Source organism: Arcicella sp. LKC2W (assembly GCF_034931005.1).
Lineage (GTDB): Bacteria > Bacteroidota > Bacteroidia > Cytophagales > Spirosomataceae > Arcicella.
This window is the reverse complement of sequence record NZ_JAYGIN010000001.1, coordinates 35,599-51,614: the sequence shown is the minus strand read 5'-3', so window position 1 is coordinate 51,614 and position 16,016 is coordinate 35,599. Positions and strand designations below refer to the sequence as shown.

Here is a 16,016-nt window from a genome sequence, read left to right as displayed (position 1 = left end):
AGTTATGAAATGTATTGCATAATTTATGTAACTGAGGTAGGATACTTTTGTATTTTAATTAGAACTAATTCTTAAATCTTTTAACAAACCCAAATTTCTTATGAAATGTAAAATCTACTGGTATAAATCGAGGTATCTGTTTTTATCTCTTTTATTCTTTTCATTTATCACTTTTGGACAAAGCGGTTCAATTCCAATTACAGGAAAAGTAATTGATGAAAAAGGTGAGCTAATTGTAGGGGCAAACGTTGCCATTAAAGGTACTAATCAAGGGGGAAGTACCGACGGAAAAGGGAATTTCAAACTTACAGTTCCTAATAGTAATGCGATAATCGTGATTTCGTATGTTGGGTACGAAACGAAGGAGATTGTTGTTGGCAATAAGACTGTTTTTGACGTGACAATTTCATCAAAAAACGATATGTTGGATGAACTCGTGGTGATTGGTTATGGAACACAAAGGAAATCTGATTTGACAGGTTCAGTTGGAAGTGTAAAAGCAGACCAACTTTTAGAAAGACCAGCGGCTTCCTTAAATCAAAGTCTTTCGGGTAGAATGTCAGGCGTTCAAGTAAATACAAACTCTGGTCGTCCAGGAGGTAGAACAACCATTCGTGTACGTGGTTTTAGTTCGATTAACTCATCAAACAACCCACTTTATGTAATTGATGGCGTAATGTTGCCACAAGGAAATCAAAACCAATTTAGCTCAGCCATAGATTATTTAAACCCAAATGATATTGTTTCAGTGGAGGTTTTAAAAGATGCTTCGTCAACGGCTATTTATGGTGCAAGAGGTGCTAATGGAGTTATCTTGGTAACTACCAAAAAAGGAAAAGCCAATGATAGCCAAATTACGTATAGTACAGATTTCAGTGTGAATACTATTGGGCCAAACAGACCAGAAGTTTTGAATTCAAAACAGTATGTTGCGGTTGAAGATTTGGCTTGGGCAAATATGCAGAAATATGACCCTGTTGGTTGGAATGCAGGAAAATGGGCTTATCTCAATCCAAAATTACGCCGTACTGACCCACGTGTTTTTGATGCTTCTGGAAATCCATTATACGATACCGATTGGTTGAAGGAAACTACCCAAAACAGTTTAACTCAAAATCACCAATTGGGTTTTAACGGTGGAAACGAGAAAACACAGTATTCTTTTTCATTGGGATACAGAGACGACCAAGGTTTAATCAAAACATCATATTTGAAACGTTATTCAGGTAGATTTACGATTGACGACCAAATCAGAAAATGGTTGAAAGTAGGAGGAACACTTGCTTATAATAATCAAACCGAAAACGTAGCCGACGTTAATGATGCAGTGGCACGTCAAATTGTGGAAGATTTCCCTTTTTTACCTGTTAAATATGCTGATGGTTCTTATGCAAATAACCGTGATTTTCCTTATGCTGAAGGTACTTTTAGTTCGGTTCACCGCCTAAATGGACGTAGATACGTTTTGAATACACAAACAACAACGGGTTCCGTTTATTCAAATATTTCTTTAGCAAAAGGTTTAGAAATGAAAACTGTTTTGGGTGCTAACATCATCACGCAAGAAAATAATCAATCTCAAACAAGAACTTTGGCAATCGGTCAGCAAGGAACAGCGTCGGTTTCTAACCAAACACAAACATTTTGGTCATTAGAAAACTTCTTGACATACACCAAAGAAATCAATGAAAATAACACCATTACGGGTTTATTAGGGATTTCTTGGCAACAAACAGATTTCTTTAATATTGGTGGAAGTGTTCAAGGTTTTGCAACCGATTATTTTGGATATAATAATTTAGGAGCAGGTTCTACCCTTCCAAGTGTAGGTTCGGGTGCTTCTCGTTTTGCCTTTAATTCTTATTTCGGTAGAGTAAATTATAGCTTGAAAAATAAGTATTTAGCAACTTTTACAGGACGTGCGGATGGTTCTTCGAGATTTGGAGAAAATGATAAATTTGCCTTTTTCCCTTCTGGTGCTTTAGCTTGGAAAGTTTCGGAAGAAGATTTCTTGAGAGGAAACCCAGTGATTAGTAATTTGAAATTAAGAACAAGTTATGGTTTGACAGGTAACTCTGAAATTCCTTCGTACTCTTCTCTATCACTTCTTAGCTCAAATTATTCTACGGTAGTGAATGATACTCGTGTTTCTGGAACAGGTATTTCTCGTTTGGCAAACCCTGATTTGAAATGGGAAAAAACGGCACAAACTGATATTGGTTTTGAAGTTGGACTTTGGGGAGGACGTGTAAGCCTCGAAGCAGATTATTATTATAGATTGACGACCGATATGTTATTGGATGCTCCAGTTCCACAAACAAGTGGTTACGGAACGATTAGAAGAAACGTTGGTTCAATGGAAAATAAAGGTTTTGAATTTGCGATTAACTCGGTAAACATCAATTCGGGTAAATTGCGTTGGAATTCAAATTTCAATATTTCATTTAACCAAAATAAAGTGCTTTCATTGGCAACGCCTTCTGATATATTTAACGTTGGTGGACCAAACTTTACAAACCCTACCAATATTATCCGTATTGGTGAGCCAGTTGGTTCTTTTTGGGGACTTACTCGCTTAGGTGTTTGGGGAACTGCTGAAAGAGACGAAGCCGCTAAATTTACGAGTTACCGTAATGGTTTGACAATTCTTCCAGGTGACATCAAATACAAAGACGTAAACGGTGATTATGCAATTACCGATGCAGACCGTTCAATTATTGGAAATGGTAGTCCAAAATTCTGGGGTGCATTTACCAACACCTTGAAATACGGCAATTTTGACTTAACCTTAGAACTTCAATTTAGCTACGGAAACGATGTCATGATGATGAACCTACACGCCAGTGAAGACCGTCAAGCATTGGCAAATAGTTATACGTCAGTTTTAAATGCTTGGACTCCTCAAAATCAAAATACCATGATTGCCGAGATTAGAGACACAAGAGCAGGTTATGTAACAAACGTGGATAGTTGGTGGATTAAAGATGGTTCATTCTTGAGAGGTAAAAATTTATTGTTGGGTTATAACATTCCGAGTGAGATAACTAAAAAGATGAATTTGAACCGTTTAAGAGTGTATGCTTCTGCACAAAATTTCTTCTTGGCGGTGAAAGATAAAATTATTGGTGACCCAGAAGTTACGCCAACAAACCAAGGAGACGGAAACAGTGCTTTCTCGCAAGGTATGATGTGGCACAATTATCCAAAACCAACAACTTATATGCTTGGATTACAAGTAGCCTTTTAAATAACTGGTGATTGGAAAACTGTTAAAGTGTTTATTTCCAGTTTATTATATTTTGAAAATTGCCAGACAATTTGAAAACTACTTACTAAAATTTGAAATACAAATGAAATTAAAAAACATAAATAAAAATATAAAACTTGCTCTTCTAAGTGTATTTTTAGTTGGGCAATCTGGATGTTCTGATTTTTTGAAAGAACAAGCTCCATCAAATCTTACTCCCGATAACTTCTATACAATTCCAGACCATGCGGAGGCTGCTATTGCTTCGGTTTATGCAGATTTGAGATTTATGGGCGGAGGAGCAGGTATTTTCTCGTCAAACTGGCAACTTTTAGAAGCACTTACGGGTACTTCAACAACTGAAACTGCCCAAAATTCTGACTTAAACAATTTGTATGGTTTAGTTCATGACGGAAATACTGCCCATGTGGTTAATTATTGGAATGGTCTTTACAAGGTAATTGCTCAGGCAAACCAAGTGATTGAAAAAGTACCGCCAATCACACCAATGCCAGATGCTCAGAAAAAGAAGATTTTGGGTGAAGCCAAATTTTTACGTGCTTCTGCTTATTTTACGGCAGTTAGACTTTGGGGAGATATTCCATTGATTACGAAACCTCAGACGGCAAGTTCTGAAAACTTTTTGCCTTCAAAATCTTCTAAAGACGATGTTTACAAATTGATTCTCGAAGATTTGACAGAAGCTGAAAACGCTGGACTTCCTTGGATGGATGCAAGTGGTAGAGTTTGTTTGGCTGCCGTAAAAGCCCAAATGGCTCGTGTTTATTTAACAATGGCTGGTTTTCCGTTGAGTAAAGGGGCAAGTCATTATAAATTGGCAGCAGATAAAGCCCTTGAAGTGATAACTTATGCCAATAGTAATCCTTCGGTGATTAATCTTTTTCCAACGTACAGCGATGTTCACAAAGAAAATCAAAAGAATAAAATTGAACATTTATTCATGATTCAATATAATACTTTGGTAGCTGGAAATCCGATGGGAAATATGTTTCCAAATTTCAAACCCATTAATTATAATGGCCCAGGAGGAACAGGAAGTACCGTACCAACAACGTCTTTCTACAATTCTTACGAAGCTGGAGATTTGAGAACGAAAGACCAAGAAGGATACTTTTATACAACCTATTTCACCAACGGAAATGGTGCAGCGTTTAACTTGAATGCTCCGTATATTTTCAAGCATTTTAACCAAACTGCGAATGGAACTTTTGGCGTAGCGGGTACTCGTAATGATAACTTAAATGTGCCACAAATCAGATATGCGGAGGTTTTATTGACGTATGCTGAGGCTCAAAACGAAGTTTCTGGGCCAAATCAACAAGCGTATGATTCTTTCAAAAAAATTAGAGATAGAGCAAAATTAACAACCCCAAGTTTGAGTAGCTATTCGGCAACAACCTTTAGAGAAGCTGTTTGGAAAGAAAGATGGCATGAGCTATGTTATGAGCAAATTACTTGGTTTGACATGGTTAGACTTAAAAAAGTATTCAACGAAACCACCAAAGGATTTGATAATTTCGTTGGTCACATCAATCAAAGTTCTAAACAAGCTTTACAAGAAAAACACTTGCTTTTACCGTTTGGAAAGCAAGAAATGTTGAACAACCCTAATCTGAAACCTCAGAATCCAGGCTATGTAAATTAATAAATATTAGTGTTAACTATGACTGAATTACGAAAAGTCCATTCTTTTAGGGTGGACTTTTTTGTTTTGAAATTTCCAAGTTCTAATTTTTCGTTATTATAATCTTTAGTTTATAAATTGCGTTGAAATATTGACCCTTCACTGATTTTGGAAATAGACAATTCGCAACCCAATAACCGTGCATTTATTATTACAAGTGCATTAAACCTGTTTTCACAACGTGGTTATCACACTGTTTCAGTTCGTGAAATAACCGAAATGGCAAAAATATCTAAGCCTACTTTATATTATTATTTTGGTAGTAAAGAAGGTTTATTGAGAACAATTATTACTGAAAATTTTGAGCCATTCCTTATTCAACTTGCATTAGCCACCAATTATTCGGGTGATTTACCTTTTTCTTTGGATAAGGTTGTGGAGGCTTATTTCAATTTTGCACAAAACAATCCTGTATTTTACAGACTCTTACTCATTTTTGAAAACTCGCCAATTCAAGGTGAAGTGTATGAGGTGGTTTCTCCATTTTTAAATCGTCAATATCAATTATTAGAAAATTTATTTGAAAATGCCGTCGCCAATCATGGAAATATGGCAGGTCGAAAACTGCTTTATTCAATGGGTTTTCTAAGTTTAATTCACTCTGTAATATCCCGTTTCTATCAAGGAAATGACGAATTCCTCACTTCAGCATTAAAAAATGACATCATTCGTCAGTTTTCTTATGGTATTTATTCTTAGATTTTTCTGAAAAAAAACTGAGACAAGGTGTTATTTTTCTAAAATATTTCTACATTTGCATTTATATACCTATCGGTAGGTATATAAATTTACATTCAAATGCAAACGAATCTATCTTGGGCAAGTAAAGCCATTTTTTACCATATTTATCCCTTAGGCTTATGTGATGCCCCAACACATAACGACTTTCATGCTCAACCCGTAGAGAGACTGAATAAATTATATGATTGGATTCCTAATATCAAAAATTTGGGCTGTAATGCCGTGTATTTAGGCCCATTGTTTCAATCAAGTCAGCATGGATACGACGCTGCTGATTATTATCACGTCGATAAGCGTTTGGGAACAAATGAAACGCTTAAATATTTTAGTGAAGAACTACAAAAAAATGACATAAAATTGGTGCTTGATGGCGTATTTAACCATGTTGGTAGAGATTTTTGGGCTTTTAGAGATGTTCAAAATAATGGTCAAAATTCGAGCTATTTAGACTGGTTTTCTGGCATTAACTTTCATAAAAAAAGTCCTTTTGGAGATAATTTTAATTATGATTGTTGGAGTGGACATTACAATTTAGTAAAACTGAATCTTAGGAATGAGGAAGTAAAAAGTCATATTTTCGGAGCAGTTGCGATGTGGATGGACGAATTTGGGATAGAAGGATTGCGTCTGGACGTTGCGGAGGTAATGGATAAAGATTTTCTGGCAGAATTAACAAAGTTTTGTAAGCAAAAAAAACCAGATTTTTGGCTCATGGGCGAGATGATTCATGGAGATTATACCCAAATTGCCCATGAAAATATGTTGGATTCAACCACGAATTATGAAGCATACAAAGGATTATATTCAAGTCATAATGATGCCAATTACTTTGAAATTGCCCATACTTTCAGCCGTCAATTTAGCCAAAATGGAATTTATCAACATTTGCAATTGTACAATTTTGTGGATAATCATGATGTAACTCGCATAAATAGTATCCTAAAAAAGGAAGCACATTTATTTCCAATCTATGCCCTTTTGTACACGATGGTGGGCATTCCGTCTATTTATTATGGGAGTGAATTTGGACAAAAAGGAAAGAAAAAAGGTGCGGATGATAGCTATTTACGTCCATCTCTTGATGTGCCACAAAACCATCCGCCAATTTTTGATTTCATCAAAAAATTATCCGACATAAGGCTTTCAAATGTGGCTTTGCAAGTAGGAAAATACGAGCAGCTTTATTTAACAAATCAGCAATTTGCTTTTTTGAGATACACTGAAAATGATTTCAATATCATTGTGGTTAATTCTGGCGAGCATCAAACAAGTATCAGTATGAGCGTAAATTTGCCCGAAGGAACAATTATGCAGGATTTATTAGACCCACAAAATACCGTAGTTGTGCATAATCATAAAATAACAATAGAAAATATGCCAGCTTGTGGGGCAAGAATTTTTGCCTAAAATCGTTTGAATTTGGTAAGGAATAAGATTTCATAATTCCGTAAAGTCTTGTTAATCATGAATTTATATTGATTGGTTTAATTTGTAGAAATTTAAACAGCCATTATTATGAAAAATGTATCAAAAATCCTTACTACTTTTCAAAGAAACTTCACTTGGTTTATGACTTCAATGTTCGTTTCATAGTTGTTTTAGGCAAAAAATGATTTCACTTTTGAAGCATAATATTGTCTTAACAAAGAGTTAATATTGGAGCAGTATGTTTGAGATTAAATACTCAAACAAGCTATACTATGTTAGACTTTGCCCAAAAAATCCTATTGGTTGATGACGACCCCGATATTTTAGAATTACTCGAATACAATCTTAGTCGTGAGGGATTTCAAATTAAAGTTGCCGAAAATGGATTAAAAGGTGTTCAGACAGCTCAGGATTTTTTACCTGATATGATTTTGATGGACATTATGATGCCTGTCATGGACGGCATCGAAGCAGGCAGAATTATCAAACAAGACCCTATTTTAAAAAACGCCTACCTGATTTTCTTAACTGCTCGTTCAGAAGAATATTCAGAGGTGGCAGCTTTTGAAATTGGGGCAAACGACTACATCAATAAACCTGTGAAACCTCGTGCATTAATTAGTAGAATTAAAGCCGTTTTCCAACGAAGTGCAACCGAAAATGATACTGATGATAAAGTCATTTTAGAAGATTTAACTATCAACAGACAAAATTACACGATTGCCATTAAGGAAGATTCTTGGACACTTCCCAAAAAAGAATTTGACCTTCTGATGTTTTTTGTGAGTAACCCCAATCGTGTTTATACTCGTGACGAAATCTTGCTCAATGTTTGGGATAGAGGCATTCATGTTACCGAAAGAACGGTGGATGTTCATATTCGTAAAATCAGAGAAAAAATCGGGCAGGATTATATCAGAACCATTAAAGGTGTTGGTTATCTCTTTTCGAGAAACTAAATAACAATTCCTTAATATTCTGGAAATCATAAGGTTAAAGTAAATGTTGAAATTTGTTTAATCAATCCTTAAACAATGTTTTAGCATTTGCTAATGTCTTTTATGAAAACCGTCAAACAATACAAGACAATTATTATTTCAGATGTTCATTTAGGTTCAGAAGGCTCAAAAGCTAAAGAAGTAACCGCTTTTTTGAAATCAGTTACCTGTGAAACGCTGATTTTGAATGGAGATATTATAGACGGTTGGCAGCTAAAAAAAGGTGGCTCTTGGAAGAAAAAACATACTTCTTTCTTTCGTGTAGTTCTCAAAATGATTGAATATCAGCAGACAAAAGTTATTTATTTGAGAGGAAATCATGATGATTTTTTAGACCAAATTATTCCTTTTTCGCTTGGCAAATCATTTACCATTCAGCGTGATTATATTCTTTCGTCTGGCGAGAAAAGATTTTTGATAACACACGGAGATATTTTTGATTCGGTGACTTCCAACATGAAATGGTTGGCATATTTGGGCGATGTGGGTTACACCTTGCTTTTGTCGATGAATAAAATCTATAATCAATATCGTTCTTGGCGTGGATTGTCGTATTATTCTTTTTCTCAACGTATAAAGCAAAGAGTTAAAGAAGCAGTTAACTATGTGTCTGATTTTGAGGAGAAAATTACAGAACTTGCCAAAGCCTATCATTGTGAGGGAATCATCTGTGGACATATCCATAAGCCTGATATTAGGCAAGTTAACGATATTCTCTATATGAATTCTGGCGATTGGGTAGAATCAATGACGGCGTTGGTGGAAGACCACTCTAATAATTGGGAATTACTTTATTTCTTGCATGAAAGCAATATTCAAATGACGGAGGAAGAATCGGAAGAATTGGTTGATAGTGAGTCATTTAGTGTTGTCAATAAAGTGTTTATGGGAGTGGCTTAATACACTGTTTAATAAGTTATTTTAACTTCCCGAAACAACTCCGTCAGGGGTTTAACCCGCAATGGATATTGTTTCGAGAACTTCCCTTAAAAACTTATTGAACACCGTTTTTAACGCAAAAGAAAACTACTAATTTTTAAAAATATGAGCAAATTCTTATTTGTGGTACAAGGCGAAGGAAGAGGACATCTCACACAAGCTATTTCATTATTTGAAATTCTAACAAATGCTGGTCATCAAGTGGTTTCGGTGATGGTTGGAATGGACAACGAGCATAATTTACCAACATTTTTTCAAGAAAAAATTCCACTTAAAGTACAAACATTCCCTGCTCCAAGTTTAGTGTATGGTCAGACAAAAGCCGTGAAAGTTTGGGATACCATTCGTACACATTGCATGAAAGTTGGTAAATACCGCAAGAGTATCCAATTATTAGCTCAAAAAGTTGAAGAACATAAACCTGATGTGATTGTTAATTTTTACGATATGATTTGCGGTCTTTATGCCCAATTTTATCGTCCAAGCATTCCAGTTGTTTGTATCGGACACCAATATTTGCTATTACACAATGAATTTATTTCATTACCCAATAAGCAATTAGATAGATTTTTACTAAACCTCAATACTCGTCTTACCTCTCTTAATTCAACTCGTAAATTGGCTTTGTCGTTTGTAGAAATGCCCGACGATAAAGCCAACTTTATTGCCGTTACGCCACCTCTTTTGCGTGACGAAGTAAAAAGACTTACCCCAAAGTCTAAACCGTTTATTCTTGCCTACATAACACACCATAAGCTGAGTGAAGATATTATCAATTGGCATTCTAACCACCGAGACGTTCAAATTCATTGTTTTTGGAATAATAAAGAATTTGCAGATGAATGGCAATTCAGAGAAAATCTAACTTTTCATCAAGTAAATTCGGAGAAATTCTTGACCATGATGCAAGAATGCTCGGGCTTAGTTTGTACCGCAGGTTTTGAATCAGTTTGCGAAGCCATGTATCTCGGCAAACCGATTATGATGGTGCCTGTTCCTAATCACATCGAACAACAAATAAATGCTTTGGACGGTGAACGAGCAGGAGCAGGAATAGCGGATACGGTTTTTAATTTCAATAGATTTATTGAATATTTACCTGTACATGAAAATACAAGTGAAAATTTCAAAAACTGGCAAGGACAAACCTCTCAACTATTTTTACGCCATTTAGAAGAGGTTGCTCAAGAAAAAATGGAAGTTTATACTTTCAAAAAAGAATCCAATAATTTCGGAAAATATTTTCAAAGAGGTTTGAAATTTAGGTTTTAGGAGAACATTTTAAGATTTATCTCAAACCTCTCTGATGTTTTTAAAAGTTGAGCGTAAAATTTAATATTAACATCACAAAAAAAATATCTACATTTGCACCCCGAAAAAAAATACGTGTAAATGCAAGATAATCAAATAATTAGTTCTTTTACAGAATCCATAAATGAGTCGAATGAGTTTTCAAAAGAAGCTTTTGGCAACGAATTTATGTGGGGAGTGGCAATGGCATCATTCCAAAATGAAGGTGCGTGGAATAGTAATGGAAAAGGTGAATCCATTTGGGATAAATTTTCAAATAAAAAGCATAAAATCAAGGATAAACAAAACGCCAAAATAGCTTGTGACTTTTACAATCGTTTTGAAGAGGATATTCTCATCGCTAAATCACTCAATTTTAATGCTTTTCGATTTTCAATTTCTTGGACTCGCATTTTGCCCAATGGAATCGGTAGTGTTAATCAAGCAGGTTTAGAGTTTTATCACCAATTAATTGATTGTTGTTTAGAAAATGGGCTTGAACCTTGTGTGACGCTCTATCATTGGGATTTACCACAAATACTCGAAGACCGTGGAGGGTGGACAAATCGAGAGGTAATTGGCTGGTTTTCTGATTATTGCGAAGTAGTTACTCGTGAATTTGCCAGTAAAGTCAAATTTTGGATGGTGCTAAATGAGCCTGCGGGTTTTACGGGTTTGGGCTATATGACGGGCTATCATGCTCCAGGTAGAATGGGAATGGGAAATTTTTTGCCTGCCATACATCATGCTACGATGTGCCAAGCAGAAGGAGGAAGAATTATTCGTAGAAATGTACCCGATGCAGTAATTGGAACAACTTTTTCATGTTCATTTGTTGAACCATTAACCGATAAACCTGCCGATATAAAAGCCGCACAACGCACCGACGCACTCTTAAATCGCCTTTTTCTTGAGCCAACTTTGGGCATGGGTTATCCTGTTGAAGATTTGCCTTTTCTGAAGAAAATGACGAAAAAGTACGTTCAAGAAGGTGATTTAGCTAAACTTGCCTTTGATTTTGATTTTATCGGTTTACAAAATTATTTTAAAGTTGTTGTCAAAAACGCTTGGTGGATGCCTTATTTAGGAGCTACCGAAGTGAAACCTCAGCACAGAAATGTAACCGATTTGACCCATATCGGTTGGGAAATCTCACCTGATGGAATGTGTCAGATTTTAGAGCAAATGGCTCAATATGAAGGCATTAAGCAAATAATCATTACAGAAAATGGGGCAGCTTTTGAAGATGTTTTTCACGAAGACCAGATTCACGATGTTGACCGAATCCGTTTTTATGAATCTTATTTGCAACATATTCTAAAGGCAAAACAAAATGGCATAAAAGTAAACGGCTACATGGCTTGGACATTAACCGATAATTTTGAATGGACAGAAGGTTATACGCCACGTTTTGGTTTAGTCCACATTGACTTTGAAACCCAAAAGCGAACTTTAAAAAATTCGGCGAAATGGTTTAGAGCATTTTTAGATTGATAAATGAGCCAAGAGATTTTCTTGGCTTTTTTTATGTTGAAAGATTTCTGCTTACTTTTGAAGAAATCAAATTCATTCCAAATAAACAAAAAATGTCATTAAAAGATAAAACTGTATTAATCACGGGTGCAAGTAAAGGAATTGGCAGAACTTTAGCTTTAACCTTAGCTGAAAAAGGGGCAAATGTAAGTTTAGTTGCTCGTAGCGAAATAGAATTAATGAGCTTGAAATCTGAAATTGAGGTGATTGGCGGAAAAGCAGAAATTTTTGTGGGTTCAGTAGCTGACGAACATTTTGTTAAAAATACAATTTCAAAAACCGTTCAAGTTTTCGGACAAATTGATGCTTTGGTCAATAATGCAGGTTTTGGGGTTTTCAAACAAGCTACCGAAATTTCAACGGAAGATTGGGATTCGATATACGATACCAACGTGAAAGGGACTTTCTTATTCTGTCGTGAGGCTATTCCAAATATGAAATTAGCAGGAGCAGGGCATATTATCAATGTAGCTTCAGACGTTGCTAAGCGTGTTTTTGATGGTGGTTCATTATATTGTTCTTCCAAATACGCCCAAGACGCTTTCTCGATGGCACTCAGAAAAGAGGTTCGCAAAGATGGAATCAAGGTTTCAGTAGTGTACTCGGGTTTGGTAGATACATTTTTTCATAATCGTGCCGAAGGCGACCCGCACCAAGAGAAATATTTATCGTCACAAAATATGGCAGATGTCATAACCTACATTTTAGAAGCTCCTAAGCACGTCGTAATTGACGAATTGATGATTCACCCAATGAGTCAAGAATATTAATTAATTCTCGACAATCAGTTTGATTAAAAACGCTATCTAAAATCAGCTAATACAGATTTTTAATTATCTTCACACTTTGATGCTCCCAAATTGGACGCATCAAAGTGTCTCTATAATAATTAAACCTAAAGAATCAACCTTTTAGCTATGTTTCATGATAAACTCATTATCAGAACACCATCTCTGCCTTTTTCTGACACACTTTCGGAAACTTTCCTAAAACAATTTCTTGATAATCCTAAATTTGCGGAGGCGGTTTATTTAGCGTCGCCTGTACTTTTTCAAGAGGCAATAAATTGGAAAGAAGGAAAAATTACTGACCCCAAAAAGTTACAGAAAATCCCTTTATCTCTTGGTAAATATTACAGTAGAATGTGCAGTAGATGTACTCCTTTTGGACTTTTTGCAGGCTGTGGAGTGGTGGAGTGGGCAGATGAAACTTCGCTTAAAATAGCGAGCAATTCAGGCAGAAATACTCGTCTGGATATGCACTTTGCAGGAGCATTAGCCCAAAAATTATCAGAAATACCAGAAATAAAGTTTTCATTGAAATACAGTCAAAACTCAAGTATTTACCAAATTAGCGATGAAATCCGCTATGTGGAATATAAATATGTTAGCGGAAAAAGACATCATCAGATTAGTGCTATCACGTGGTCGGAGTATATTCAATTGGTATTAGATTTGTGCAAAAATGGTGCAACCATTCAATCCATGATTCCGCACTTAATTGATGACGAAATTTCTGAAGAAGAAGCAATCGGTTTTATCGAAGAATTGATAGAAACTCAACTTTTAGTTAATGAATTAGAACCAGCAATCACAGGGGATGATTTTACGAAACAAATTCGAAAAATATTAGCTCCACAAGGACAATTATCTGAATTGTTAGATAAAATTGACCTGCTTTTAGCTGAAATAGACACCAACGATTATAATCCAATAAGTGCCTATGAAAGAGTAATAGAAGTATTGAAATCTTTTGAAGTTCCTTATGAAGAAGGAAAACTTTTTCAGACAGATTCTGTAAAAATATTTACTCAAAAAGCCGTAAATAATGACGTTAAATTGGCATTAGAAGATGTACGAAATATATTGTCTAAAGTTGCTAATATTTCTGAAAATCAGACGATTGTAAAGTTTAGGAAAGATTATTTTGAACGTTATGAAACCAAAGAGTTACCTCTTTTATTTGCCTTAGACACTGAAACAGGAATTGGTTATGGAGATACTGGAAAAAATAGCAGTACGCCTATTGCCGACGGATTGAATTTACCAGAGAAAAAGAAAACGACCATTCAATTATCACACAACGATTTTCAACAAAAACTCTTTAAACGTTGGCTTGATGCAGTTCAACAGAACGAATATAAAGTGGCTTTGGAGGAGACGTTTTTTAAAGAATATGCTTCCAATAATACTAAACTTCCACCGTCTTCATCTGTGATGTTTAGACTTACTGGGGATGAAAATTTGCCCATATTTTTTGAAGGAATTAGTGGTTCAAGTGCCGTAAATTTGTTAGGGAGATTTGCCCATGCAGATAATTATATTCTTGAAATTATACAAGAAATTGCCCATGCTGAGCAGCAGAAAAACCCAGATGTTATTTTTGCTGAAATTGTTCATTTACCCGAAAATAGAATAGGGAATATTCTTTTGCACCCACCTTTTAGATCATACGAAATTCCTTATTTAGCGAAATCCTCTTTACCATTTGAAAACCAAATTACTTTAGACGATTTGTTCGTTTCGGTAGATTTACAGCAAGATAGAGTAATTCTACGTTCTAAGAAATTAGGAAAAGAAATTATTCCTCGATTGAGTAATGCCCATAATTTTTCACAAAATACCCTTCCGATTTATCATTTTTTGAGTGATTTACAAACACAAGGTTTGCAAAGAGGTTTAGATATTGGCTGGACTTCGCTTGTTCCCAATGCCAGTTTTATTCCTCGACTAACCTATAAAAATGTAGTGTTGACCTTGGCTACTTGGAAACTTAAAAAAGAAGATTTTGAATTATTAACTTCTTGTAAATCAGAGGATTTTGAGCAAAATCTGAATGGATTTATTTCCAAATGGAAACTTCCAACTCATTTTGTTTTAGCAGATTATGACAATGAATTATTGGTAAATATTAACAGTCCACTCAGTGTACAAATTTGGATTGATGCAATTAAAAAACGAGATAAAATTGAATTGAAGGAGTTTTTCTATCAAAACGAGAATAGTCCCGTACAAAATGAAGCAGGACAAGGTTTTACAAATCAATTTATTGCCGCTTGGATTAATGAAGATGTTGTGTACAAAAATACTAAGTCGTTGGAAAAGGATACAGAAAACGCTATTCAACGAAATTTTTCTTTAGGTTCAGAATGGTTGTATCTAAAGTTTTACTCAGGAATAAAAGTTGCGGATAAATTTTTGGTACAGGCTTTAAAACCTGTTTTAGACCATCTTGTAAGCGAAAATTTGATTGATAAGTGGTTTTTTATCAGATATGCTGACCCCGAGAAGCATATCCGTTTTAGGGTTCATTTGACAGATTTGTCTGTTTTGGGTAAAGTCTTTCAAATGATTAAAGACGTATTACAACCTTTTGAAAATGAGGGGATTATATGGAAAGTGCAAGCTGAAACTTATCAAAGAGAAATAGAACGATATGGTGAAAGTGTCATGGAATTAACCGAGACGCTTTTTTGTGAGGATAGTTACGCAATTCTACAAATGCTCGACCAAACGTGGGGAGACGAACGAGAACCAATTCGTTGGCAATGGACGCTCAAAGTAATTGACGCTTTTTTAACCGATTTTGATTTGACAATTGCTGAAAAGAAGGATTTATTAGAAAGAATGAAAAATAGCTTTGCCGTTGAATTTGATATGGATAAGTCACTCAAACACCAAATTGACCAGCGATTTAGAGATAATCGTCGGACTATTGAACGTATTTTAGATAATTCTTTGAATGAATCTCATGAATTTGCTCCATTATTTGAGTCAATTGCCCATAAAAGTCGGCAAACTAAAAGTAGTATAGAGCAGATAAAAAAGCGGATAACGGGAGGAGTTTTGTTTAAATATTTAAGCGATATTATTCACATGACTGTCAATAGAGCTATTTCAGATAGTCAACGCCAACACGAATTGGTGATGTATGATTTCTTGTTTAGGTATTATCAAACCGAAATGGCGAAAAGTAAAAAGGCTTAATTGTCTGATTTTGAACAAAATTTATTTATCAAAATACCAACCAAAATTATTAAATAAAGCTATCCTAAAACATCCAAAATAGAAGTGAGTAATTTATTTTGGTGATTGTTAAGATTCAAATTACGCAATCAAATACAGATAAAATTGAT

10 protein-coding genes are annotated in these 16,016 nt (G+C 35.1%); all 10 read left to right on the top strand.

Going from position 1 to position 16,016, the window contains the following annotated elements:
• Positions 1–100: 100 nt before the first annotated feature.
• The 10 genes from VB796_RS00185 (at position 101) to VB796_RS00140 (ending at position 15,867) form a co-directional block, all read left to right on the top strand.
• Positions 101–3,247 carry a TonB-dependent receptor gene (locus tag VB796_RS00185; RefSeq protein ID WP_323344487.1) on the top strand — a complete coding sequence of 1,049 codons (3,147 nt, stop codon included), beginning with the start codon at positions 101–103 and terminating at the stop codon, positions 3,245–3,247.
• Between the two features lie 103 nt (positions 3,248–3,350).
• Positions 3,351–4,913, top strand: a complete 1,563-nt coding sequence (locus tag VB796_RS00180) for a RagB/SusD family nutrient uptake outer membrane protein (RefSeq protein WP_323344486.1) — start codon at positions 3,351–3,353, stop codon at positions 4,911–4,913.
• Between the two features lie 147 nt (positions 4,914–5,060).
• Complete coding sequence (locus tag VB796_RS00175) at positions 5,061–5,651, top strand: TetR/AcrR family transcriptional regulator (protein ID WP_323344485.1); 591 nt, start codon at positions 5,061–5,063, stop codon at positions 5,649–5,651.
• Positions 5,652–5,750: 99 nt separating this feature from the next.
• Positions 5,751–7,100 carry an alpha-amylase family glycosyl hydrolase gene (locus tag VB796_RS00170; RefSeq protein ID WP_323344484.1) on the top strand — a complete coding sequence of 450 codons (1,350 nt, stop codon included), beginning with the start codon at positions 5,751–5,753 and terminating at the stop codon, positions 7,098–7,100.
• Positions 7,101–7,393: 293 nt separating this feature from the next.
• Positions 7,394–8,080 carry a response regulator transcription factor gene (locus VB796_RS00165; RefSeq protein ID WP_323344483.1) on the top strand — a complete coding sequence of 229 codons (687 nt, stop codon included), beginning with the start codon at positions 7,394–7,396 and terminating at the stop codon, positions 8,078–8,080.
• A gap of 102 nt (positions 8,081–8,182) precedes the next feature.
• A complete protein-coding gene (locus tag VB796_RS00160; protein WP_323344482.1) occupies positions 8,183–9,019 on the top strand; it encodes a UDP-2,3-diacylglucosamine diphosphatase in 837 nt (278 codons plus the stop codon).
• Positions 9,020–9,163: 144 nt separating this feature from the next.
• Complete coding sequence (locus VB796_RS00155; protein ID WP_323344481.1) at positions 9,164–10,330, top strand: glycosyltransferase family protein; 1,167 nt, start codon at positions 9,164–9,166, stop codon at positions 10,328–10,330.
• A gap of 120 nt (positions 10,331–10,450) precedes the next feature.
• Positions 10,451–11,842, top strand: coding sequence for a GH1 family beta-glucosidase (locus tag VB796_RS00150; RefSeq protein ID WP_323344480.1), 1,392 nt, complete (start codon positions 10,451–10,453; stop codon positions 11,840–11,842).
• Positions 11,843–11,934: 92 nt separating this feature from the next.
• On the top strand, positions 11,935–12,651 hold the full coding sequence (locus tag VB796_RS00145) for an SDR family oxidoreductase (RefSeq protein WP_323344479.1): 717 nt from the start codon (positions 11,935–11,937) through the stop codon (positions 12,649–12,651).
• Between the two features lie 147 nt (positions 12,652–12,798).
• Positions 12,799–15,867 (top strand): lantibiotic dehydratase, encoded by a 3,069-nt coding sequence (locus tag VB796_RS00140; protein ID WP_323344478.1) that lies wholly within the window; start codon positions 12,799–12,801, stop codon positions 15,865–15,867.
• Positions 15,868–16,016 lie beyond the last annotated feature (149 nt).